Annotated in this window: 18 protein-coding genes and 2 pseudogenes; 15 read left to right on the plus strand and 5 right to left on the minus strand. The window is 57.8% G+C overall.

What is annotated here, in order from left to right; all coding sequences use genetic code 11:
• Window positions 1-2: 2 nt before the first annotated feature.
• Complete coding sequence (locus ACL2XG_RS14595; protein ID WP_413721865.1) at window positions 3-1874, minus strand: amidohydrolase; 1872 nt, start codon at window positions 1872-1874, stop codon at window positions 3-5.
• Between the two features lie 265 nt (window positions 1875-2139).
• On the opposite strand from ACL2XG_RS14595, the gene ACL2XG_RS14600 reads away from it, so the two are divergent.
• The 7 genes and pseudogenes from ACL2XG_RS14600 (at window position 2140) to ACL2XG_RS14630 (ending at window position 8283) form a co-directional block, all read left to right on the plus strand.
• Window positions 2140-2826 carry a hydrolase gene (locus ACL2XG_RS14600; RefSeq protein ID WP_410012585.1) on the plus strand — a complete coding sequence of 229 codons (687 nt, stop codon included), beginning with the start codon at window positions 2140-2142 and terminating at the stop codon, window positions 2824-2826.
• Window positions 2827-2891: 65 nt separating this feature from the next.
• Entirely contained in the window at window positions 2892-3194 is a 303-nt protein-coding gene (locus tag ACL2XG_RS14605) for a DUF1427 family protein (protein ID WP_413721864.1), read from the plus strand.
• Window positions 3191-3448 carry a DUF1427 family protein gene (locus ACL2XG_RS14610; RefSeq protein ID WP_410012587.1) on the plus strand — a complete coding sequence of 86 codons (258 nt, stop codon included), beginning with the start codon at window positions 3191-3193 and terminating at the stop codon, window positions 3446-3448. Before ACL2XG_RS14605 ends, ACL2XG_RS14610 begins: the two co-directional genes overlap by 4 nt.
• Before the next feature lie 11 nt (window positions 3449-3459).
• Window positions 3460-3843: a response regulator transcription factor gene (locus ACL2XG_RS14615; RefSeq protein WP_413721863.1), complete on the plus strand. Its 384-nt coding sequence runs from the start codon at window positions 3460-3462 to the stop codon at window positions 3841-3843.
• A gap of 8 nt (window positions 3844-3851) precedes the next feature.
• Window positions 3852-5078: pseudogene (locus tag ACL2XG_RS14620) on the plus strand (serine/threonine protein kinase); the annotation flags it as partial.
• 429 nt (window positions 5079-5507) lie between these two features.
• Window positions 5508-7190, plus strand: a pseudogene (locus tag ACL2XG_RS14625) (ATP-binding protein); the annotation flags it as partial.
• 265 nt (window positions 7191-7455) lie between these two features.
• Window positions 7456-8283 (plus strand): helix-turn-helix domain-containing protein, encoded by an 828-nt coding sequence (locus ACL2XG_RS14630; protein WP_413721862.1) that lies wholly within the window; start codon window positions 7456-7458, stop codon window positions 8281-8283.
• A gap of 9 nt (window positions 8284-8292) precedes the next feature.
• On the opposite strand, the gene ACL2XG_RS14635 is transcribed toward ACL2XG_RS14630, so the two are convergent.
• Entirely contained in the window at window positions 8293-8724 is a 432-nt protein-coding gene (locus ACL2XG_RS14635) for a hypothetical protein (RefSeq protein ID WP_413721861.1), read from the minus strand.
• 28 nt (window positions 8725-8752) lie between these two features.
• Window positions 8753-9373 carry a response regulator transcription factor gene (locus ACL2XG_RS14640; RefSeq protein ID WP_413721860.1) on the minus strand — a complete coding sequence of 207 codons (621 nt, stop codon included), beginning with the start codon at window positions 9371-9373 and terminating at the stop codon, window positions 8753-8755.
• A gap of 331 nt (window positions 9374-9704) precedes the next feature.
• Here ACL2XG_RS14640 and ACL2XG_RS14645 point away from each other — a divergent pair, with 331 nt between their 5' ends.
• From ACL2XG_RS14645 to ACL2XG_RS14675, 7 genes are all read left to right on the plus strand, one after another.
• On the plus strand, window positions 9705-10436 hold the full coding sequence (locus ACL2XG_RS14645) for a GntR family transcriptional regulator (protein WP_413721859.1): 732 nt from the start codon (window positions 9705-9707) through the stop codon (window positions 10434-10436).
• Between the two features lie 320 nt (window positions 10437-10756).
• Window positions 10757-11644, plus strand: coding sequence for an ABC transporter substrate-binding protein (locus ACL2XG_RS14650; RefSeq protein ID WP_413721858.1), 888 nt, complete (start codon window positions 10757-10759; stop codon window positions 11642-11644).
• 105 nt (window positions 11645-11749) lie between these two features.
• Window positions 11750-12799, plus strand: a complete 1050-nt coding sequence (locus ACL2XG_RS14655; RefSeq protein WP_410012594.1) for an ABC transporter substrate-binding protein — start codon at window positions 11750-11752, stop codon at window positions 12797-12799.
• Window positions 12796-13716: an ABC transporter permease gene (locus ACL2XG_RS14660; protein WP_413721857.1), complete on the plus strand. Its 921-nt coding sequence runs from the start codon at window positions 12796-12798 to the stop codon at window positions 13714-13716. Before ACL2XG_RS14655 ends, ACL2XG_RS14660 begins: the two co-directional genes overlap by 4 nt.
• Window positions 13713-14519, plus strand: coding sequence for an ABC transporter ATP-binding protein (locus ACL2XG_RS14665; protein ID WP_413721856.1), 807 nt, complete (start codon window positions 13713-13715; stop codon window positions 14517-14519). The genes ACL2XG_RS14660 and ACL2XG_RS14665 overlap by 4 nt, the downstream gene beginning before the upstream one ends.
• Window positions 14519-15400, plus strand: coding sequence for a carbon-nitrogen hydrolase family protein (locus tag ACL2XG_RS14670; RefSeq protein ID WP_413721855.1), 882 nt, complete (start codon window positions 14519-14521; stop codon window positions 15398-15400). Before ACL2XG_RS14665 ends, ACL2XG_RS14670 begins: the two co-directional genes overlap by 1 nt.
• Window positions 15401-15423: 23 nt before the next feature.
• Complete coding sequence (locus tag ACL2XG_RS14675; protein ID WP_413721854.1) at window positions 15424-16968, plus strand: amidohydrolase family protein; 1545 nt, start codon at window positions 15424-15426, stop codon at window positions 16966-16968.
• A 255-nt stretch (window positions 16969-17223) separates the two neighbouring features.
• Here the strand turns inward: ACL2XG_RS14675 and ACL2XG_RS14680 are convergent, their stop codons facing one another.
• Together ACL2XG_RS14680 and ACL2XG_RS14685 are read right to left on the minus strand one after the other, a co-directional pair.
• A complete protein-coding gene (locus tag ACL2XG_RS14680; protein ID WP_413721853.1) occupies window positions 17224-19104 on the minus strand; it encodes a group II intron reverse transcriptase in 1881 nt (626 codons plus the stop codon).
• 614 nt (window positions 19105-19718) lie between these two features.
• The gene (locus ACL2XG_RS14685) at window positions 19719-20279 is read right to left on the minus strand and encodes a single-stranded DNA-binding protein (protein ID WP_410012600.1); all 561 of its coding nucleotides are present in this window, start codon (window positions 20277-20279) and stop codon (window positions 19719-19721) included.
• A gap of 260 nt (window positions 20280-20539) precedes the next feature.
• Here ACL2XG_RS14685 and uvrA point away from each other — a divergent pair, with 260 nt between their 5' ends.
• Window positions 20540-23395 (plus strand): excinuclease ABC subunit UvrA, encoded by a 2856-nt coding sequence (uvrA, locus tag ACL2XG_RS14690; RefSeq protein WP_410012601.1) that lies wholly within the window; start codon window positions 20540-20542, stop codon window positions 23393-23395.
• Window positions 23396-23437: the final 42 nt, after the last annotated feature.

The following is a 23437-nucleotide window of genomic DNA, read 5'->3' on the forward strand; positions in this document are numbered from 1 at the left end:
GGTCAAAACGCAAAGCAGCTGCAGCCCAGCGCGCCCCAAAAACCGGCGTGATTGGCGACCGGCACCGAGGAACCGCGCGCGGCGTCATGGGCATGGCCGTGGACGCCGCAGGCACCGGCGCAGGCATGGGGCAACATCGGGGCGCGGGCGGCGGTCAGTTGGCGGTAATGTCCCGGCACCAGGGCGACGGGCGACCAGTCCGGCAGCACCGGGATTGCCGCCGGGCCGTGGGAGGTAAACTCGCCGTCCGCATACACGACTTTACCGCCGACGAGGGTCATCAGCGACGCGATGGATTTGATCTCATCCTCGTGCACGGCAAAAAAATCCGCGGTCAATACCGCCATATCGGCAAGCTGGCCGGCCTTGATCCGTCCTTTTTTATCCTGCTCGCCGGAGAACCAGGCGCTGCCGGCGGTCCACAGCTCAAGGGCAATATCACGGGGCAGACGATCCGCACTATCATAAAGTTTCATACCGCCGACGGTGCGGCCCGATACCAGCCAGTAGAGCGCGGTCCAGGGGTTATAGCTGGCCACGCGGGTGGCATCCGTGCCGCCGCCCACCGGCACGCCCATCGCCAGCATGCGCGCGATGGGCGGCGTATGGCTCGCCGCCGCCGCGCCGTAGCGATCGACAAAATATTCGCCCTGAAAAGCCATGCGGTGCTGGATGGCAATACCGCCGCCCAAGGCGCGCACCCGCTCGATATTGGGCGGCGTAATGGTTTCGCAGTGGTCAAATAACCAATGCAAGCCGTCAAAGGGGATCTCGCGATTCACCTTTTCAAACACGTCCAGCATGCGGCTGATGGATTCGTTATAAGTGGCGTGCAAACGGAAGGGCCAGCGATTGGAGACCAAATGCCGGACCACCTGCTCAAGTTCGTTCTCCATGCCGGCGGCCAAATCCGGCCTCGGCTCCAGGAAGTCCTCGAAATCGGCGGCGGAGAACACCAGCATTTCGCCCGCGCCGTTGTGCCGGTAAAAGTCATCCCCCTGCCCGGGCTTGACCATGGCGGTCCATTTTTGAAAATCCTCCAGCTCCGCGCCTTTGCGCTGGGTAAACAGATTGTAGGCGATGCGCACCGTCAGTTGGCCTTCACGCGCCAGTTGATCCACCACGTCATAATCCTCGGGATAGTTCTGGAAACCGCCGCCGGCATCGATGGCGCTGGTGACGCCGAGCCGGTTGAGCTCACGCATAAACTGCCGGGTGGAATTCACCTGGTACTCCAGCGGCAACGTCGGCCCTTTTGCCAGGGTGGCATACAGGATCATGGCGTTCGGGCGGGCTATCAGCATGCCGGTGGGATTACCCGCCGCATCGCGCTGGATTTCGCCGCCCGGGGGATTGGGCGTCTCCCTGGTATAGCCGACGACCCGCAGCGCGGCGCGGTTAAGCAGCGCGCGATCGTAAAGATGCAGCACAAAGACCGGCGTATCCGGCGCCGCCGCATTAAGCTCGTCCAGGGTCGGCATCCGGCGCTCCGCAAACTGGAACTCGGTCCACCCGCCCACGACCCTGACCCACTGCGGATGTGGCGTGCGGTCCGCCTGCGCCTTTAACATCGCCAGGGCGTCGGACAATGACGGCACCCCTTCCCAGCGCAGTTCGAGGTTATAGTTCAGCCCGCCGCGGATCAGGTGAAGATGGGAGTCGTTCAGGCCGGGAACGACGGTACGCCCCCCCAGATCAATAACCTTGGTCTGCGTACCGCGGTAACGCATCGCCGACGCGGCGTCGCCGACGTCCAGGAATGTCCCCTTGCCGACGGCTACCGCGTCGGCAAGGGGATTTTGCCGGTCCAGGGTATGAAACCTTCCGTTCACCAGGATTAACTCGGCTGTCTCTGCTTTATCGGGCGAAACCATAAAACCTCCGGAACTGTGGGCAGCGCCAGGCTGCGGGCGGAAACGCGCACCGGGCGGTCAGGCGTGGTCGCGTTGGCAATGGCTGGATTATTATCGCCGGCGTGGATCACCGTCTAGTTATACATAGAGATAATGGTTTCGCTTATTTCCCCGGCCTACCATCTCAGCAGATGGATGTTCCGCTGACTTCCGGCTTCCATCGTCCCAACCGGCGCGCCGCGTAAGCGCGGGCGATCCTTTCCTTCCACCCTCTCGGGATACCATTATGATTGATTCAAAACTTGACGTGCTGACGCCCTCCAACTGCCAGATGATTTTTATCGATCAGCAGCCGCAAATGGCGTTCGGCGTACAGTCGATAGATCGCCAGGTGTTAAAGAACAATACGGTGGCGCTGGCGAAAGCGGCGAAGGTGTTCGGCATTCCCACCATCATCACTACGGTGGAAACCCTGAGTTTTTCCGGCCATACCTATCCGGAACTGCTGGATGTATTTCCCACCCACGACATCCTTGAACGCTCGTCGATGAACTCCTGGGACGACCAGAAAGTGCGCGATGCGCTGGCCGCCACCGGCAAGAAAAAAGTCGTGGTGTCGGGACTGTGGACCGAGGTATGCAACAACAGTTTTGCCCTGTGCGCCATGGCGGAGGGCGATTATGAAATCTATATGGTGGCCGACGCATCGGGCGGCACGTCCAGGGAAGCCCATGATTACGCCATGCAGCGCATGATCCAGGCCGGCGTGATCCCGGTGACCTGGCAACAGGTGATGCTGGAGTGGCAGCGGGACTGGGCGCGCAAGGAAACTTACGACGCCGTGATGGCTATCGTGCGGGAGCATTCCGGCGCCTACGGCATGGGCGTGGATTATGCCTATACCATGGTGCATAAGGCGCCGGAAAGGGGCCATGGCGATCACCATACCCTGGCGCCGGTTCCCGCGAAATAACCGCTCTCCCGGCCGGCGTGTCCCCATGGCGCGCCCGGCCGCTTCCCGTTAAAGCAGGGGTGAATATGAATGCTTATTGTATTTCGCTGGGCGCCGGGGTTCTGATCGGCCTGGTCTATGCGCTGCTGAAAGTGCGCTCCCCCGCCCCGCCCGCCATCGCCCTCATCGGCCTGCTGGGGATGCTTATCGGCGAACAGCTGTCGGCGCTGGTGATAAGCCAGGCCTTTGCGGCGCAACCCACGACACGCCACGCGGCAAACGCCGCCCCGGCAAAAAAGACCGTTGCCTCCTTAACGGCGCAAGACGCGGCTCTCACGCCCAATCGATCCCTGCGCGGCGAGTCATCCGCTCCGGGAGGAGGTCTATGAAATCCTACGTTGTTTCCCTGCTGGCCGGGGTGTTAGCCGGCGTGATTTATTCATTGCTGCAGGTACGTTCACCCGCGCCGCCGGTTATTGCCCTGCTGGGCCTGCTCGGTATGCTGATAGGAGAGCAGATTGTGCCGGTCTGCCGGCGCCTGCTGAAGCGGGAGCCGCTGACCCTGGCATGGTTTCGCACGGAGTGTGTCCCCAAGATCAGCGGCGCGCCGCCGCCCGATACCCGAAAGCCCCCGCCATCCTAGGGACGACCGTCATGACGCCCTCGTTGCTTATAGCCATTATCGACGACGATCGTTCCGTAAGAAGCGGATTAAGTAATTTATTGCAATCCGCCGGTTATGCGACGATATCTTTTGAATCGGCGGAGCAATTCCTGAATGATGAAGCGCGGGATAGCATCGATTTCGTCATCCTGGATGTCAAATTGAAAGGGATAAACGGGTTTGAACTTATCAGCCGCCTGGGACAATCCCGACCGGGGCTGCCGGTCATGCTGATTTCCGGCCATGGCGACGAGGACATGGCACAAAGGGCGCTAAACGCCGGCGCGGTTTCTTTTATGCGTAAACCTATCGATGTGGATATGCTGTTGGAGCATATCCAGCGGGTATTAGCCCAACGCGGGGGAAGTCCATGATCAATGCAATGCCGCCGGCGCCACGATCGCGCTTAACCGATGACAAGACGCACACTGCCCCCGATCCCTTATCCGCCCCGGCGAATGGCGCCATCGCCGCTTTTCTCTCCCAGGCCCTGAGTATTTGCGCCGCGCTGCGGCTGTTGCATGCCGAGGGGATAATCCATGGCGCGCTGACGCCCGCCGCGCTGTCGATGACCGACGATGGCGCTTGCCGCCTTGATATGGGCGGCCCGGCGACGCGCGCGGCAGCGGCGCCGGCGGGCATGCCGGTCAGCAAGGATATGCTGGCCTATATGTCGCCCGAACATACGGGACGGACCCAATGCGGCGTCGACGCCCGCAGCGATCTATATTCCCTGGGGATGATTTTTTATGAACGGCTGGCCGGCCGGCCGCCGTTTGTGTTCCCCGGCGGCGGCGGGGTAGCCGAATGGATACATCACCATATCGCCTGCGAGCCGGCGGCGCCCCATACCCTGCGGCCGTCTGTGCCGGAAATGTTATCGCAGGTGGTGATGAAACTGCTGGCTAAATCTGCGCAAAGCCGCTACCAGACCATCGAAGGGTTGATGGCGGATTTCAGGCGATGCCGTTCTGCGCTGGCGGCGTACGGCCATATCCGGCACTTTATGCCGGGGCTGCAGGATGTTTCCCCGTCGTTGCGGCCGTCCGATGGCCGCTTCACGCCGCCCAGCGGTCTCCAGGCTTTTTCCGCCGCGTTTACCCGGGTGAAAAGCCAGGGAACCCATGCGCTGGTGGTGGTCGGCGGCCCTCCTGGGATCGGCAGATCATCGCTGATTGCCCGCGCCCTGGCGGGACTGCGGGGAGAAGACGCGCTCCTGGCCGTCGCCCGGGTCTGCCGGTATCGACAGGTACTGCCGTTCGCCGTGCTGTCGGAGGCGTTCAGATCGCTTACCCTGTATATGCTCGGGCAACCGGCGGCGCAAATCGATGCGCTGAAAACACGTCTCGCGTCGTCGCTTGGCGATGATGCGGGGCTGGCCATCAATCTGGTACCGGAACTGGCATTGATATTGGGTAAAAAAAGCCCGCTGTACGCGCTTTCCGCCGAGGCGGGAGAAGCGCGGTATAACCCTATGATATATGGCCTGGCCAGCGCCTTTGCCTCTTTGGGCCGCCCGCTGGTATTGGCCATCGACGACATTCAGTGGATAGACCCGGCCAGCATGGGCCTGCTGGAGCACCTGATGGCCCATACCGCCATGCTGCCGCTGCTGCTGGTGGTTGCGTTACGCGACGCGACATCCCCCGGGGACCCGTCGCGTCCCGCGCCGCTTGCCACGCTGCGCCATAACGCGGCGCGGGTGGTGGATATCCAGCCCGCGCCCTTAAGCCCCGCCGCCCTGGCCCGATGGCTGGCGCGCGATTTTCGTACCACACCCGCCAATATGGCGGCGCTTGCCGGTTTGGCGCATGCCGAGACCGGCGGCAATCCTTTACTCGCCCGGCAGTTTATCAACGGCGTTATCAATGACGGACTGGCCACCAGGGACAGGCGCAACGGTAAATGGCAATTTTCCCTGGCGGCCATACGGGCGCGCCGGGGCGCTAAAAACGCAGCCGGGCTGATGCGAAAGGAGATGTTCGCTTTACTGGAGAGCCGGGAGAAAAACGGCGATGGCGGCGGTTTCCCCGCGGGGGTTTCCTTTAGGCAGGCCCAGGAAAACCAGGATCTGCAAAGCGTTATCATCGCCTCAAGGGCATTATCCGAGGAAATCGATCTCGGCCGGCTGATTCATATCCTGATGAAAATGACGCTGGAGCACGCGGGCGCCCAGCGCGGCCTGCTGATCAGGGTGATCGCCGGTTCGCCGGTTATCGAGGCGCGGGCCGACACCACCGTCGCCGGCGTAAACGTACAGGTGGTCAAGGCCGCGCCGGTGGCGGCAGATCTGCCGGTATCCATGCTTAACGCCGTCATTCGCACCGGCCAGGAAATCCGCCTGGGCGCGCCGGGGGAGTTCAGCCCGTTCAGCCACGACCCCTACCTGATGGCTTCCGGCGCGGCGGCGCTGTGCGTGCCCATGTTTAAACAGGCCCGGCTGGTGGGGGTGCTCTACCTGGAAAACCGGCTGATACCTGATGCCTTTACCGCCGAACATTCGAAGGTAATTGCGCTGTTGGTGGCGCAGGCCGCCATCTCCATTGAAACCGCCACCCTGTACGCGGAATTGCTCGAGGAGAATATCCAGCGCCGTCGCGTCGAGAACGAGCTGCGCACCAGCCAGACCTCATTAATGCTGGGGGAAAAGATCAGCCACACCGGCAGCTGGCGCTGGGAAACCACCCAGGAAACGCTGGAAATATCGGCCGAATTCGCGCGTATATTCGGTTTGGATGAAGAGCAGCAGGCTATCTCCTATACCGCCTATATCGGTTTTGTCCACCCCGATGACCGAAACCGGATACTCAACCAGATCGACTATTGCCTGGGTAAAGGATTGTCCATGCAAGCCGAGTATCGCATCGTCAGGACTGACGGCACTGTTCGCTACGTGGCGGGAATCGGCGAGCCGATCCCGGCCTGCGGCAATGCCCACGAGTATTTTGGCACCATAACCGATATCACCGCCCGCAAACAGGCCGAGGACGCGGTCAGGGCCGCGCAGGCCGACTTGGCGCGTGTGGCGAGGGCCACGACGGTCGGGCAGCTCACCGCCTCGATTGCCCATGAAATCAACCAGCCGCTGATGTCCATCGTGGCCAACGCCGGCGCCAGCCTGCGCTGGCTGAACCGCGACCCGGCCAGGCTGGATAATGTCCGCACCGGCCTGGAGGATATCATTGCCGAAGGCAAGCGCGCGGGAGAGATGATCCGCAGCCTGCAGGCGCTCACCCGCAACGCGCCGCCCCATTTTGCCCCGGTCGATTTGCACCATACCGCGCATCATATCCTTACCCTTTCCCATAGCGAACTGGAAAGACGCCGGATTGCCATCGAAGATAAGCTATGGGCCGATGCCTTTATCGTCTATGGCGACAGCGTGCAAATCCAGCAGGTGCTGCTTAACCTGGTGATGAACGCCGCGGAAGCCATGGCGGACGTGGATGACCGGCCGCGCATCCTCACCTTGTCCTCCGTCAATCCGGCGCCGGGCAAGATAACCTTCGCCATGGCCGATACCGGTATCGGCCTGAGCGACGAGGTCAGGGCGCGGGTATTCGAGTCTTTTTATACCACCAAGAAGCAGGGCATGGGCATGGGGCTTGCCATCAGCCATGCCATAATCGAAAACCACCGGGGGCAGATGGCGGCGTCACAGCGCCATCCCCACGGCAGCTGTTTTTCGTTCACCCTGCCTGCGCTGCCCACCGGCGCTTAAAGGCAAAACCAGGCCGCGCCGCGGCGGCGTTCGCCCTAATGGCTAAATTCTGAATCCCGCCCCGGCGCCCCGGGAAAGGGTCGCCAGCCGGGTATTCTGTGGTTTACTGTGGGTCTGCAGCGATCCTTGTTGTTGCGTGCGCCGCGTGCGCAGTCTAAGCCGACGACATTCACCGGGAGCGTAAAAAATCGATACTATCACCTCGCCAGTCAACCCGCTGGCCACCGGCGCGGCGCGGCTGGTCGTCAGCCGCCATAGGGAAACCATGCCGCCGGAACACGCGCCGGTTATCGCCATTCCCCATCACGAAGCCTTTTCCGTTATCGTGCAACTGCGGGATTTCGCCTCGCACCGACTCTGGCATGACGGCCGCCTGGTCCACGCGGGCGGACACGCGCAGCAGGCCGTCGCGATTACCAGGCTTACCGAGGACTGGCGTTGCCAGCATTTGAGCGCCTTTGATAACGTACGATTTTTAATTACCCGCCAGGCGCTGGACGAATTCACCTATGACAGCGGACAAAAGCGCATCGGTCATTTTGACTGCGCTCCCGGTGCGCTGGATCCGGTGATTTATCATCTGGCACAGGCGCTGATCCCGTTATTGGGTCAACCCGGCGGCATGCATGATTTTATGTTTGATCATATCTCCCTGGCGCTGTTCGCCCATATTGCCGAAGTCTACGGCAAGGCATCCCAGGACTGGACCCGGCAAAAAGGCCGGCTGGCGCCCTGGCAGGAACAACGGGCCAAGGATTTTATGCTGGAAAACCTGGCGAAGGGCGTTTCGCTTGAATTGATTGCCCGGGAATGCGGCCTGTCCCGCGCGCACTTTGCGCGCAATTTCAAAAATACCACCGGCACTTCCGCCTGTGTCTGGCTGCAAAACATGCGCATCCGGAAAGCGCTGGAACTCCTGGGCGCCAGGCAACAGACGCTGACGGAGATCGCGCTCGAATGCGGTTTTACCGACCAAAGCCATTTTTCACGGGTATTTAAAACCTTTACCGGCACATCGCCGGGTTATTGGCAACGCACCCAGGGCGGCAGCCTGGCCGTACCGACGGCGCCGTGGCCCCCGGCACAGCCCTGAGCCTATGCATCATGCCGGCGCATTACCCGGCGCGCCTGACGTATCATTGGCTAAAAACAGGAGATGACGCAGCGCCCCGTGCGCCATCGCCACCTCGGTGGATTCCTGCAGCGCGGCGATATATTTTTTAGCGAATTCCGTGTCGTTTTCCGGCCCGAGGGCAAGTAAACGCTCAATGACGGTTTTATATGACAGGACCGTTGCGGCATCGATGTCGTCCGGTTCATCCAGCCGTTCGTCCAATTCCACCAAGATCTCCGACAGGCGCCGGATCCAGGCAAACTGCGGATGGCTGCTCACCAGTTGCAAATGCTCAAACGGGCCGCCGATCGGGCCGAAGCGCGCCGTTTCCAGGTCAATCAAGGCCTTATGCAGCTTACGTAATGAGGTTGAAACGGTTTTGAGGCTGGCGCGATAATCGCCATTGACATGCTCCGGCATAATGATGTTCCTCATAAGAAGGGAAGCGTTAACGACTTTGTGATTTAACAATATGCAGCCGTTCCGCCGCCCGCACCAGATCGGCCAGGGAGCGGGTCTGCATTTTTTCCATCACCCGCCGTTTATGGACCTTGGCGGTAATTTCACTGACGCCCAGCGCCGTGGCGATTTGTTTATTCAGCAGGCCGCCGATGGCCAGTCCCAGTACTTCGCGCTCCCGGGGCGTCAGGGTTTGATGCCGTTGGGCCAGGCTCGACTGCTCGCTCACGAACGAGAGGTTTTTTTCCGCCGCCGACAGCCCCTCGCGCACGGCGTTAAGCAGGTCTTCCGCGTCGATCGGTTTGGTTAAAAACTCGCAGGCCCCGGCCTTCATCGCTCGCACCGAAAGAGGAATGGTGCCAAACCCGGTGATAAAAATAATCGGCAATTCCCTGCCCTTTTTTTCCAGCGCGGCCAGAACCTGGAACCCATCCGCCACCGGCATATTCATATCGAGGATCAAGCAACTGGGGAGCGGGCCAAAATGCTGGTTCAGGAACATCTCCGCCGAGGCGAAATCGGCAACGTTAAAGTCTTCCGACTGTAGCAGCCGAACGATGGCTTGTCTTACCGCATCATCATCGTCAACAACATACACAATATGATCCATGGCATGGTCCTATTATTGATACGACGCGTGTCTACGCTTCGATAATCCCTGGAAGGCCGCTGCCGATCTTGTAAAATAGTACGATTTTTTAACGAAACAAGTGATATTAGCCAACAAAAGCCGGACAAGTGAGGGCAATTCAGGGATAGTAGCCCGGGCCATAATGTCATAACACCATGGCCATACCAACTTGGCCGGATAGACTGATAAACATAATTAATTTTAATGTTTAACAATTTATCTTGTAGACATATACATATTGGTGTCATGATTGTTGTAAATAAATATTGATATTAAATTCCGCCACAGGTAGGAGGCTGAGTGATTTAACATGGCCAGAGCGAAACGTCCGACAGATGAAAATATGCAGGCCGCGGCCACGCTATGTGCCCGGGATCGCAGCGCGGTGTATGAGAAATTAATGAATGCCATCTCGGAACACCGCCTGAAGCCCGGCACCAAGCTTACGGAAGAAAAGCTGGCGGCCATTTTCAAGGTCTCCCGCACCGTCGTAAGAGAGGCTTTGCAACAAATGGCTTTCGAGCGCGTGGTGGAAATCCTGCCCAACCGTGGCGCTTTTATTGCCAGCCCCACCATTGCGGAAGCGAAGGAATTTTTCCAGGCCCGGCGCTATGTCGAGATTCCCTTGCTGGAAAATATATGTCAGCGGGTGACCGCGCAGGAAATCACGCTGCTGCGCCAGCACGTTAAACAGGAAGAAAAAGCCAGGCATTCAGGCGATCGCCGCAAGATTGTGCGCTTGTCCGGCGAGTTTCATGTGCTGCTGGCCTCCCTGGCGGGAAATCGTTTTCTTGAAAGAACCGTACGCGGCCTGCAGTTATTGACGTGCTTGACTATCCTGCTGTATGACACCCCCACGGACGTCACCTGCCAGCACAACGAGCATGAACGGCTGGTCGATGCGGTAGAGGCGCGGGACAGCATGCGCGCGCAAAAACTGATGTTGGATCACCTGTTGGGGATCGAAAATTCGCTTCATCTGGAAGAGCCGGAAGAAGAGGAAGACGATCTGGAAGAGATCCTGCTCGGCACGGGAAACTGAATTTCTTATATCTGGCGCATGCGGTCCGGCAGCCTCGATGTCCCCCTATCCTTTACATCCACCGGTTTTCCCCTGTAGAAAGAGCGCTTTAGGCGCTCTTTTTTTCACTTTGTATTTTCCTTTCTTTTTGCCCGCAAAACGCTATATATAAGAAATGCATATCACGAAAATAAAACTGATGAACAATTTAAATAATTATTGACTTCAATTTTGCATGATCTTATTGTCAAATTTAATCCATATCCTCTGCCGCAACGATCCCGACGCTATTTCGCCGCAGATGATTGTTGACAATCTTTAAGCATTTTGTGGAGCACCGCATGTCTGAACTGGTATTGGCTCATGGTGAAGCGCTTTCCAACCTGCCGTTATTTGTGGCGCAGGCATGCGGTTACTTTCGCGAACAGGGATTAACGGTAAGGGTGCCGGAACTCAGCGGCACGGCGTCAACCATCGCCTTGCTCAGAAGCGGCGCGGCGCAGATTGGCACCACGGGATTTACCCAGCCGCTGAGCGATTTCAGCGCGCCGGATCCGCTGCGCATTATCGCCGGAAGCGGCGTTGGCGGCATGGCGGTAATGATCCATCCGGACAGCGTGGCCGCGGCGCCTTCTGCCCTGCGCTTCGGCACCTTCTTCGAGGACCCGATGGAAGTGTTGCTGCACGATACGATCACCCATTACCGCGGCGCCTGGCAACACAGCGATATTCGTTATTTCGACACCTTGCACCAGGCGATTACCGCCATGCAGCGGCGTGAAATAGACGCCTGCACTTTTATCGAGCCGGTGATTAGCCAGCTCGAAATGCTGGGTTTTCAAAAAATGTGCGACGCCGCCGAAGTGTGGGGAACCGGTTACCCCGATACCGTATTGGTCACACGCCAGAGCTTTTTACATCAATACCCGGATGTGGTGGATGCGGTGATAAAGGCCCTGTTGCAGGCGGAAACCACGATAAAGGCGGATCCGCAGGGCGCCCTGGCAAGCGTAACCCGATTTTATCCCGGCGTTCCCCCGGCGACGATGATGCAAGGCTTGGCGCGGCAACCGCCGCAAATCGATATTCGCCCTCTTGCCGGCGCCATTATCAGCCGGTTCCAGGCGCTGGCGGCGATGGGCAGGCTGGCGCCGCCGGAGAATCCGTATTCCGTACTCGATTTCAGCCGGTTATCCGCCCTGCTGGCGCAAACGGAGTATACGCACTAATACGCGGCTTCGCCTACCACCAGGCCGCGACAGCCATCCACTGGACATTATGCCTTGCAGGCAGGGGTTCGTTCGCTCTTTTATCAACACCAGGAGACAAACATCATGTCAACAAAACGGGTTTTTCCGCGGCTTAATGGCTTTGATATCAATCGCCGCCATTTCCTGAAACACAGCGCGCTGGCGGCCGGCGGCCTGGCGTTGGGCAAATACCTTATCAGCACCCCCGCCCTGGCGGCGGATATCACCACCTTTAAGGCCACCCATGGGACGGGCTTATGCAACTGTCCCTTCTTCCTGGTCAAGGAACGCGGGCTGGCGAAAAACGTCGCGCTGGATTTTGTCACCACCCCGACTAACGCCGATATAGCCGCCTTGTTCGGCGCCGGGCTGGTGGATGTGACGGTAGTCCCCTACACCAACTTTATTACGCTTTTCGCCCAGGGCGCGCCAATCAAGATCGTCGCCGGCTCAGGCGTGCAGGGCTGCGTAATCGTCAGCCAGCAGGGCATCGATTCCGCCGAAAAGCTGCGCGGCAAGACGCTGGGCACCTTCCAGGCGGATACGCTGGAAATGCTGCCTTATGACTACCTGAAAAAAGCGGGCATGGGCTTTGCCGACGTCAAAGTGCGCTACTTCGGCACCTCCCCGGAACTGGCCCAGGCGTTTATCAACGGCAATATCGACGCCATGTGCCATATCGAACCTTATGCTACCCAGGCATTGCAGGCGCGCCCTGGCGCAGTACGGCTTTCCGACGGCGTCGACATCTATGGCAAGAACTATAGCGATTGCGTGCTGGCGGTACGCTCCTCCGTGCTGGCGGAAAATCGCGAGGCGGTGAAGGCGCTTATCAAGGGCATGATGATCGGCCAGCATCAGGAAGAGACCGACCGCGCCTCGGCGGTCAAGGATACCGTGGGCAAATATTTCAAGACCAGCTACGAAGCCACCCTGGACGCCGCCGCCAAACAGCCGGCGATGATAGACCAGCGGCAGAACCAGGATTTTATCCTGCAGCGCGCCAATAACCTGAAAGAGCTGCGTTACATCCAGAAGGTACCAGGAACGGATATCTTCGACTGGTCATTGCTCAATGAGGTGATTAAGGAAAATCCCGACTTGTATGGTTCGCTGGAGCTGAAAAGCGCATGAAGGTGAATACCCTGCGAAAGCCGGTAAAAGCCGCCGGTGTTTCACCGGTCGAGATCATTCCTCCGGTCAGGAAAACCCGCCGCCGCGGCTGGCCGGCGTTTTTCTCGCGCCTCGGCTGGGGCGTGGCTTCCGTCGCCCTGTTTGCCGGGATCTGGGAAGCGTGCTGGGCTTTTGGGGGATTAAATCCGCTGTTGTTGCCGCCGCCACATATCTTCCTGGCGAATTTTGCCCAGCAGGCGCAATACTTTATCCCAACCGATGTGATTGGCCAGGTCACCAACGACACCGCCTTATTGTCGTTGGGAAAAACCATTCTCGCCACGGTGGGCCGCGTGATGGCGGGCCTGACTCTTGGTTTCATCCTGAGCCTGGTGTGTGGCCTGGCCATTTGCTATTTCCGTCTGTTTGGCAAGCTGGTATTGCCGACCATCACACTGCTGGCGCCTATTTCGCCTATCGCCTGGCTGCCGGTGGCCATTTTTATTTTCGGCATCGGCAATCCGCCGGCGATTTTCATGGTGTTTATTTCACTGTTTTTCGTCATGACGGTATCCACTATCAGCCAGATTGAGAGCGTGAGCAAAACCCATCTCAACGTGGCGGCGGTTATGGGGGCCACCCGGGCGCAAACCTTCCGTTACGTCATTATCCCCGCCATTCTGCCCGCGTTATTTTTCGTACTGCGCATGAACCTGTTCGGCGCCTGGATGATTGTGCTAGTGGCTGAGGCGACAGGCGTTGGCAGCGGGTTGGGGCAAATCGTCATGCAGGCGCGCAATACCTTCAATTCCAGCCTGTCGTTTTTCACCATGACCATCATCGGCATTACCGGATTTGTTTTCGATCTGCTGTTGCGCTATGTGCAGAAAAAGCTCCTTTACTGGGTACCTGACAACCGCGCCGGAGGCCAGAAATGACGCAAAATACCCTCCCACAGCCGCCGCTGATTGATTGCAATAGCGTGGGCAAAGTTTGGACCGACGCGCAAGGCGGCGCTGTCGTCGCGCTGAAAAATGTCGACTTGCAGGTGGCGCGCGGAGAGTTTGTCGTGCTGCTTGGGCCCAGCGGCTGCGGTAAAAGCACCCTGCTGTATATGATAGCCGGGCTGGAATCGGTCAGCGAAGGCTCAATCCGCTGCGGCGGCGCCGAGGTGTCGCAACCGGGCACCGATCGCGGATTTGTCTTCCAGGAAGCGTCGCTCTATCCCTGGCTTTCGGTTGCGGAAAATGTCGCCTTCGGCCTGAAGATGCAGGGTATGTCGAAAGAACAAAGGCTGAAACGGGCGCAGTCCATCTTGCAAAACGTCGGCCTCGCCGATGCCGCGGAGAAACGGCCCGATCAGTTATCCGGCGGCATGCGCCAGCGGGTGGCGATGGCCAGGGCGCTGGCGCTGAATCCCGAGGCGCTGCTGCTGGATGAACCCTTTGCGGCATTGGATGTGCAAACGCGGGCGAAGATGCAGGACTTTCTTATCCGCATATGGCGTCAAACCGGCGTATCGATGATTTTTGTCACCCATCATATTGATGAAGCCGTGGCGCTGGCCGATCGCGTGGTGGTTTTTACCGCGCGTCCGGGCGGCATCAAAGAAATCATTCCCATCGATCTCCCGCGGCCGCGCGACCCCAAAAGCCCGCTCTTCCACCAGCTCAGCGATCATCTTATCGATTTGCTGCGCGATGAAGTCGATCGCGCCTTTGCCGAACAGGAGGTGGGCTGATGATATCACCCTACCTGCCGGTGGCCGCGCTGCAAATGCCGCCGGGTTGCGAGGATTTGGCGCTTAATCGCCGGCAGCTGGAGGCGGCCATTACCCGCGCCGCTCAAGCCGGCGCACGGCTGGTGGCGCTGCCCGAGCTGGCGCTGACGCCCTATTTTTGCGCCGCGCCGGCGGAAAAATATCGCCACTGGGCCGAATCCGTCCGGGGCGAGAGCGCCGGATGGTGCGCGGCGCTGGCCCAGCGGCTGGGATGCGCTATTTTATTGCCGCTCTATGAGCACGATAGCCAAACCGGCTGTTACCACAACGCCGTTATCGGTTTTGACCGCCTGGGGAAACGGCTGGGCGACGGCGCCCTGGCCAGGAAGCTGCATTTGCCGGCCAGCGACTATCCGCCGCCCGGCTATGACGAGGCCGCGCATTTCACGCCGGGCGACGGACTGCAAAGGTTCGCTATTGAAGGCTGGCGCTGTGCGATTTTGATCTGTTATGACCGCCGCTTTCCTGAATGCTGGCGCGCGCTGCGCCAGGCGGGGGTTGAGGTGGTCATTGTTCCCGTCGCCGGCAGCGGCGGCGATGACGCAGCCTTCTTCCTCGGCGAATTGCGTACCCATGCCAAAGAGAACGGCCTGATAGTCGTTTGCGCCAATAAAGTGGGCGAGGAATGGCTGGACGAAATAGCGACGGATAATTACGGCGAGTCGTGTGTGATCAACGCCGACGGCACGCTGCTGGCGCACCGCCCTCGCCACCTTGGGGCGGGGGAAGTGAACGCAACGCTGGATTACCGGCAATTCAGTCAAATTCGTCAGCAAATGCGCTATTTCAACGATCGGCGCGACGATTTGTTCGGCCCCGTGCCATACGGCTGGGTACGATAAACTCACAGCTACAGGATATCCCTATGTCTGAATCATTGATCTTGGCGGGCACCCTTATCCAGGGGATCGGCGACGATGGTCGCCCGATCGCGGTGGAACGGAGCGCGCTTTACCAAAAAGACGGTGTTATAGAGGACATCGGCAATGCCGATGATTTGATCCATAAATATCCCCAGGTCCGCCGCTACGGGTCCATGCAACACGTGCTGATGCCGGGATTTGTCAACAGCCATCATCATGTGGGCTTAACCCCGCTGCAGTTGGGTTCGCCCGATTATGCGCTGGAACTGTGGTTTGCCAGCCGCATGGGCGCGCGCGAGGTGGATTTGCGGCTGGATACGCTTTATTCCGCTTTTGAGATGATCGCCTCCGGCATCACCACCGTACAGCATATCCACGGCTGGCGCCCCGGCACGCTGGAGACGATACACCAGGCGGCTGGCGCGGTGCTTGCCGCCTACCGTGAGATAGGCATGCGCGCCTCCTACAGCTTCGCGGTGCGTGAGCAGAATCTGCTGGTCTATGAAGCCGATGAACGGTTTGTGGCCCGCGTGCCGGCTGAAATCCAGCCGCAGTTGGCTGCCCATTTGAAAAAACAGCGGCTGCCGCTGGGCGATCACCTCAAACTGTTCCGCATGCTGGCGGCAGATAATAGCGGCCAATCGCTGACCCGTATTCAACTGGCGCCCGCCAACCTGCACTGGTGCAGCGACGAAGGGTTACAGGCGATCAAAGCGGAGGCGGATAACGCCGGCGTGCCGATGCATATGCATCTGGTCGAAACCGCCTACCAGCGGGAATATGCCCGTAGACGCACCGGCACCACGGCACTGGCGCACCTGCACAAGCTGGGCCTGCTGGGACCATCGCTGACCCTGGGACATGGCGTTTGGCTGAACGAGGCCGATATTGAACTGGCGGCGGCGACGGGAACCTGCGTTTGCCATAACTGCAGTTCTAATTTGCGCCTGCGCAGCGGCGTCGCGCCGCTGAACGCCTTCCGCCGCCATGGGCTGACCGTCGGCCTGGGGCTGGATGAGGCGGGAATTAACGAAGATCGCGATATGCTGCAGGAGATGCGTCTGGCGTTGCGGGTGCATCGCGTGCCCGGCATTGAGGACGATGAAGTGCCGTCCTGTGGGGAAATCGTGCGCATGGCCACCGAGGGCGGGGCAAAAACCACCCCCTTTGCCGGACGGATCGGCCGGCTGGAGCCGGGAAAACTGGCGGATGCGGTGCTGTTCGATTGGCAAAGTATCACCTGGCCGTATCAGGATGAGGATATTCCCCTGCTGGATGTGCTGGTGCAGCGGGCGCGCGCCAAGGATATCGAGAGCGTATTCATCCAGGGCGAGGAAGTCTGCCATCGGGGGCGGTTTACCCGGGTCGATCGCGCCGCCGTGCTCAATGATATCGCGCAAAAGCTGGCCGCGCCGCGCAGCGCGGACGAGCAGGCCCGGCGCGAGCTGGGCAAGGCCGTATTCCCGCATGTAAAAGATTTTTACCGCGATTATCTGGCGCAGGAAACGCCGCGCGCACCGTTCTACGCGCCGTCGTCCCGTCGCTAGCAGGATACATTCCGCCGCCACACGTCATGACGGCCAGTGGCGGATTTCATCAGCGGATATCACGTCCCCCGGTTCGGCTTAGCGCTGAGTGACGGCGAAAATACAAAACCCCCGCGATGCGGGGGTTTTAAGCCTGGATGTGGCAAGATGGGCTGGGTAGCTAGTTGGGTAGGGTACGTGCGTCCTGACGGATTAGCCGTTACCCCCCCACCGAACCGGACTTGCACATTTCTATGCATCCGGCTCTCCATTGGATCAAACAAAGCTTCTTCGGTCTGGCAGTGTTCCTCTGTGAAGGTTGACGTGACAGATCCGGCAGATCACTAATGTTTTCCTGTTACGGGCAATCATCAGCGTCTTCCAGTTATCTGTACCCGACTTGATATCCTTAAGTTTCCTCACATGGTGGACTTCAAAAGGGCCGGTTCTGGTACCGCAATATTCACATTGGCATGCAGCCATCCTGTCCAGCAATTCAGTTCTGCCAGAATATTTATACGTATTCGGCAATATATCCGGTGAACTGTGTTTGGGCGCACTCCTGTTTTTGAGTCTAAATACCTCCAACTCATATACCTTTCCATTACGATTTTCCCGATAAACATACCTGTCATCCGCTTGCCTTAACCGCCGCGCGATTTTGGTGCGAGATATCCGATGCTTACCTGCCAGCGTCTTATAAAGACTGTTTTCCCATATCCAATGCAACTTATTGAGATAGAGAACGGGGGCAAGATTGTAGTAATTCGCGTAGCCGCGCATTTCAGCGTTGTACTGACTAATGATTTCATAGTCAGACATGTGCATCATTGCTGGCCGACCAGCACTATTACCATATCCGCCATCGTAATTCCCATAGCCACGTAGAGAGCAGAATTTCAGGATTCTTTCCCTCGGTACACCCAGATGGACGTGTTCCGTTATCGTACGTTTTACCGCATGAGTTTTACTTCCATCTGTATTAAGCCCTACAACACATTTGACCTGTTTTCTTTCACGGCGTGTTTTTATTTCATAACCGAGAAAAGTGAATCCTTTCTTCGGGTCAATAATGCCGGATTTTTCCTTTGATATTTCCAGATGAAGTTCGGATTCAACAAAATAGACAACCTCTTCCATTATCTTTTTTGCCTCACCTTTACTTCCTATCACTCCAATCAGAAAATCATCAGCATATCGAACATACCGCATTCTTTTGAATTCAGTATCATCCATAATAACACTGGATAGTGTGCGCAATTGTTTCTCCAGTTCATCCGCTTCCTGTTTCCACTTTTGGATTTTCTGCTCATCAGCAGGCATTCCTGAAGCGCCGAAACCTTGCCTGATCCATTTAATACGATTTGTCCGGTTTTGTAGTGCTCTTCTGTATATGGGATTGGGTTTCCTCCGTCCTCCTTTGCCGAATTCGGTGATTCTATTTTTCATAAATTCATCAAGCTCGTGGAGAAATACATTGGCAAGAATAGGGGAGATAATGCCACCTTGTGGTGTTCCGCTATGAGTGCCAAAGTAACGCCAGTTGTCCAGATAGCCAGCTTTCAGGAACTTCTTGAGAAGCGCCAGAAATTTGTTATCAGCGATCCGCTTGCTCAGGAATTTCAGCAGCAGATCGTGGTCAATGTTGTCGAAGTAACCTTTGATATCAACATCACATACCCATTTTGTTCCTTTCCAACCGTTTCTGATTTCTTTTAATGCAGAATGACAGGAACGCTTAGGCCTGAATCCATAGCTCCAGTCGCTAAAAACCGGTTCATAGATTTCTTCCAATAACATTCTCATTACTTCCTGTATTAATTTATCGTCTCCGGTTGGAATACCTAATGGACCTTTCTTTCCATTCGGTTTTCGGGCATCTTTGGGTATGTGCGTGCGCTTACAAGGTTTGGGTATGTACGAACCGGACTCTATGAGGTGAATAAGACTAATAATCCTGTCCACACTCATTCCATCCATCGTATTGTTATTTATTCCTCTCGTCATGGCTCCCTGATTAGAATAAATATTAGCATAGGCCTGTGCCCAAAGATCTTTATTACTGCACATAATTTTATGCAGTTTCTTGATCTTATAACCTTGTATACTGGCTTTGTTTATACCATTTAGAGCATTGAGTGTTCTCTGTGATAGCACTGACTATCGAACCCCGCTTCTATTAGTATAGATCCAACTGACTCCCTTCCCCCTTACGAATATAGTTTCACTGATAATTACTTATCAATTTATATATATTTTTCAGATTGGTTAGCCAATTGCGACTCCATTACAGAGGTACGTTGGGTACTACGGAGTCTCCGTTACCCTATTGGTTAATTACTTAACCAACTTAGGTAATCCCGTATTTCTTTGTAGTCAAGGTGCATCCCACTTAGGTTTCACTTACGTTCAATTACCACTCTCACCGAGCAGGTGCCAACATTGTTGGATATAGTAACCTTCTAAAAATAATTACTATAAATATTGGTATGACTCCTAAATAACCGTGAGCCATCGATATCCCGAAACCCACTATGAACTATGATTCAACCAATCAGGCTTAACCATATGGGATTTGCAATGGCTGGCGCAAAGTAGGTTATTTCCCCGCAACCAGCCTTTTCCTGACATGCTACACTCCCCTCCCTCTTTCGAGGTTCAAACCCATTACTGGGTAAGGATAAGTCAGGCTTGCAATAGGCACTCCAACAGCCTATGATTAATTCAATAACTCGAATTAACCACTTGATTTACAAAGCAAAACGGCACACTTAAAACGGGATATCGTCGTCAAAATCCATCGGCGGCTCATTGCCCGCGGCCGGCGCATTGTTCTGCGCGGCGGGACGACTGGCCGCGGGCGCTGCCGGCGCCGCGCCGCCCGGATTGCCGCTGAACTGCGCGTTGCCGCCCTGCGGCTGCTGCGGCTGGCCCCAGCCCTGCTGGCCGCCGCCCGCGCCGGCACCCGCCGCGCCGCCGCCCTGGCGGCCGCCCAGCATCTGCATGGTGCCGCCGACGTTAACCACGACTTCGGTGGTGTAACGTTCCTGGCCGCCCTGATCGGTCCATTTACGCGTTTGCAACGCGCCTTCGATATAGACCTGCGACCCTTTTTTCAGATATTCGCCGGCCACTTCCGCCAGCTTGCCGAACAGCACCACGCGGTGCCATTCCGTTTTTTCCTTGGTCTCGCCGGTCTGCTTGTCGCGCCAGCTCTCGGAAGTGGCCAGAGTCATGTTGGCCACGGCGCCACCGTTCGGCATGTAGCGGACTTCCGGATCCTGGCCCAGATTTCCGACTAGAATCACTTTATTAACGCCTCTGCTGGCCATGTCGACTCTCCTGATAAGATGTTTTACTTAAACGTTTACGTAAGTGTAATCGGTAAAGTTTACCACGCAAATGCCCAAAGGACACGGGTGAAAATCATTGCGGCTGCGATCGCAGCCCGATGAATGCAGAGTTCAGCGTTACAATCAATACTGGATATTCGTTCAGCTTTTTTTGTGTCATAATTGTCCGTTTCGCGCCAGGTGTGTCGTTGCAGGCATCACCGGCGGCAAATATTCATCCGGTGTCGGGATTAAGTTGAATGGATAAGATCGAAGTTCGGGGTGCGCGTACCCACAATCTGAAAAACATTAGTCTGATTATTCCCCGCGACAAGCTCATAGTGATTACCGGCCTGTCCGGCTCCGGCAAGTCCTCGCTGGCGTTCGACACTCTGTATGCCGAAGGGCAGCGCCGCTACGTCGAATCGCTGTCCGCTTATGCCCGCCAGTTCCTGTCGCTGATGGAAAAACCGGATGTCGACCATATCGAGGGGTTGTCCCCCGCTATTTCCATCGAGCAGAAATCCACCTCGCATAACCCGCGCTCAACCGTCGGGACGATTACCGAAATCCACGACTACCTGCGCCTGCTGTTCGCCCGCGTCGGCGAGCCGCGCTGTCCCGATCACGACGTGCCGCTGGCGGCGCAAACCGTCAGCCAGATGGTGGATAACGTGCTGTCGCAGCCGGAGGGCAAGCGCCTGATGCTACTGGCGCCGATCGTCAAAGACCGCAAAGGCGAGCACAGCAAAACCCTGGAAGGCCTGGCCACCCAGGGCTATATCCGCGCCCGCATCGACGGCGAAGTATGCGATCTCTCCGATCCGCCCAAACTGGAACTGCAAAAGAAACACACCATCGAAGTGGTGGTCGACAGGTTCAAGGTGCGCGAAGATCTGGCCCAGCGCCTGGCGGAATCGTTTGAAACCGCGCTCGGCCTGTCAGGCGGCACGGCGGTGGTGGCCGAGATGGACGGCGGCGATGCCGAGGAGATGCTGTTTTCGGCCAACTTTGCCTGCCCGATCTGCGGTTATAGCATGCCGGAGCTGGAACCCCGGCTGTTCTCATTTAATAACCCGGCCGGCGCCTGCCCCACCTGCGACGGACTGGGCGTGCAGCAATACTTCGATCCGGAACGTGTATTGCAGAACGAGGAAATCTCGCTGGCGGGCGGCGCCATTCGCGGCTGGGATCGGCGCAACTTTTACTATTTCCAAATGCTGCGCTCCCTGGCGGACCATTATAAGTTCGATGTGGAAGCGCCGTTCAATGCGCTGGACGCCTCGGTACAGCAAAAAATCCTGTTCGGCTCCGGCAAGGAAACCATTGAGTTCAGGTATATCAACGATCGCGGCGACAGCTCGGTCAGGCGCCATCCTTTCGAGGGCGTGCTGCCGAACATGGAGCGCCGCTATAAGGAAACCGAATCCTCGGCGGTGCGCGAGGAACTGGCGAAATACATCAGCAACCGGCCCTGCGCCAGCTGCGGCGGCACCCGCCTCAGGCGCGAGGCGCGCCATGTGTTTGTGGAAAACACCACCCTGCCGACCATTTCCGATATGGGCATCGGCAATGCGCTGGGGTTCTTTGATGAGATGAAACTCAGCGGCCAGCGCGCGCAGATTGCGGACAAAATCCTCAAGGAGATCCGCGATCGGCTGAAATTCCTGGTGAACGTGGGCCTGAACTACCTCTCGCTGTCCCGCTCGGCGGAAACCCTGTCCGGCGGCGAGGCGCAGCGCATCCGCCTGGCCAGCCAGATCGGCGCCGGCCTGGTGGGGGTGATGTATGTGCTGGACGAACCGTCCATCGGGCTGCACCAGCGCGATAACGAACGCCTGCTGGAAACGCTTATTCATTTGCGCAACCTCGGCAATACGGTGATTGTGGTCGAACATGACGAAGACGCCATCCGGTCGGCGGATCATATTATCGATATCGGCCCGGGCGCGGGGGTGCACGGCGGCGAAATCGTCGCGGAAGGCACCGCCGAGCAGATCATGGCCAATCCGGCCTCGCTGACCGGCCAGTTCCTAAGCGGCAAGCGGGAAATCGCCATCCCCGAACACCGCATACCGGCCGACCCCACCAAGGTGCTGAAGCTTATCGGCGCCCGGGGCAATAACCTCAAGGATGTTACGCTGACCCTGCCGGTGGGCCTGTTTACCTGCATCACCGGCGTCTCGGGTTCCGGTAAATCGACGCTTATCAATGACACGCTGTTCCCGGTGGCGCAGCGCCAGCTCAACGGCGCCACCACCACCGAGGTCGCCCCTTATCGCGATATCCAGGGCCTGGAACATTTCGATAAGGTCATTGATATCGACCAAAGCCCCATCGGGCGCACGCCGCGCTCCAACCCGGCGACCTATACCGGCGTATTCACGCCGGTGCGTGAACTGTTTGCCGGCGTGCCTGAATCCCGTACCCGCGGTTATACGCCGGGGCGTTTCAGTTTTAACGTGCGCGGCGGACGTTGCGAAGCCTGCCAGGGCGACGGGGTGATAAAAGTGGAAATGCACTTTCTGCCGGATATCTACGTGCCCTGCGATCAGTGCAAAGGGCAGCGTTACAACCGTGAAACCCTGGAAGTGAAGTATAAGGGTAAAAATATCCACGAGGTGCTGGATATGACCATCGAGGACGCCCGCGAGTTTTTTGACGCGGTGCCCGCACTGGCGCGCAAGCTGCAAACCCTGATCGACGTGGGCCTGTCCTATATCCGGCTGGGCCAGTCGGCGACCACGTTGTCCGGCGGCGAGGCGCAGCGCGTGAAGCTGGCGCGCGAACTGTCGAAACGCGGCACCGGGCAGACGCTGTATATCCTTGACGAACCCACCACCGGGTTGCATTTTGCCGATATCGAACAGCTGCTGGCGGTACTGCACCAGCTGCGCGATCAGGGCAATACCATCGTGGTTATCGAGCATAACCTGGACGTGATTAAAACCGCGGACTGGATTGTCGATTTGGGTCCGGAAGGGGGCAACGGCGGCGGCGAAATCCTGATCTCCGGCACGCCGGAAACGGTGGCGGCCTGTGAAACCTCGCATACCGCGCGTTTTCTCAAGCCGATCCTGGCGCGCAAACATCATCCGGTAACCTCCGTCGGGTGATGGCGCAAAGCCGCCCTACCCAACGCCGGGCAACCACCCGGC

This window comes from Sodalis sp. RH24 (assembly GCF_047324145.1).
Lineage (GTDB): Bacteria > Pseudomonadota > Gammaproteobacteria > Enterobacterales > Enterobacteriaceae > Acerihabitans.

What these genes read in the sequence shown, in the direction of transcription:
- ACL2XG_RS14595 (WP_413721865.1), bottom strand. Translation starts at nt 1,874, where the DNA reads ATGGTTTCGCCCGATAAAGCAGAGACAGCCGAGTTAATCCTGGTGAAC.
- ACL2XG_RS14600 (WP_410012585.1), top strand. Translation starts at nt 2,140, where the DNA reads ATGATTGATTCAAAACTTGACGTGCTGACGCCCTCCAACTGCCAGATG.
- ACL2XG_RS14605 (WP_413721864.1), top strand. Translation starts at nt 2,892, where the DNA reads ATGAATGCTTATTGTATTTCGCTGGGCGCCGGGGTTCTGATCGGCCTG.
- ACL2XG_RS14610 (WP_410012587.1), top strand. Translation starts at nt 3,191, where the DNA reads ATGAAATCCTACGTTGTTTCCCTGCTGGCCGGGGTGTTAGCCGGCGTG.
- ACL2XG_RS14615 (WP_413721863.1), top strand. Translation starts at nt 3,460, where the DNA reads ATGACGCCCTCGTTGCTTATAGCCATTATCGACGACGATCGTTCCGTA.
- ACL2XG_RS14630 (WP_413721862.1), top strand. Translation starts at nt 7,456, where the DNA reads ATGCCGCCGGAACACGCGCCGGTTATCGCCATTCCCCATCACGAAGCC.
- ACL2XG_RS14635 (WP_413721861.1), bottom strand. Translation starts at nt 8,724, where the DNA reads ATGCCGGAGCATGTCAATGGCGATTATCGCGCCAGCCTCAAAACCGTT.
- ACL2XG_RS14640 (WP_413721860.1), bottom strand. Translation starts at nt 9,373, where the DNA reads ATGGATCATATTGTGTATGTTGTTGACGATGATGATGCGGTAAGACAA.
- ACL2XG_RS14645 (WP_413721859.1), top strand. Translation starts at nt 9,705, where the DNA reads ATGGCCAGAGCGAAACGTCCGACAGATGAAAATATGCAGGCCGCGGCC.
- ACL2XG_RS14650 (WP_413721858.1), top strand. Translation starts at nt 10,757, where the DNA reads ATGTCTGAACTGGTATTGGCTCATGGTGAAGCGCTTTCCAACCTGCCG.
- ACL2XG_RS14655 (WP_410012594.1), top strand. Translation starts at nt 11,750, where the DNA reads ATGTCAACAAAACGGGTTTTTCCGCGGCTTAATGGCTTTGATATCAAT.
- ACL2XG_RS14660 (WP_413721857.1), top strand. Translation starts at nt 12,796, where the DNA reads ATGAAGGTGAATACCCTGCGAAAGCCGGTAAAAGCCGCCGGTGTTTCA.
- ACL2XG_RS14665 (WP_413721856.1), top strand. Translation starts at nt 13,713, where the DNA reads ATGACGCAAAATACCCTCCCACAGCCGCCGCTGATTGATTGCAATAGC.
- ACL2XG_RS14670 (WP_413721855.1), top strand. Translation starts at nt 14,519, where the DNA reads ATGATATCACCCTACCTGCCGGTGGCCGCGCTGCAAATGCCGCCGGGT.
- ACL2XG_RS14675 (WP_413721854.1), top strand. Translation starts at nt 15,424, where the DNA reads ATGTCTGAATCATTGATCTTGGCGGGCACCCTTATCCAGGGGATCGGC.
- ACL2XG_RS14685 (WP_410012600.1), bottom strand. Translation starts at nt 20,279, where the DNA reads ATGGCCAGCAGAGGCGTTAATAAAGTGATTCTAGTCGGAAATCTGGGC.
- uvrA (WP_410012601.1), top strand. Translation starts at nt 20,540, where the DNA reads ATGGATAAGATCGAAGTTCGGGGTGCGCGTACCCACAATCTGAAAAAC.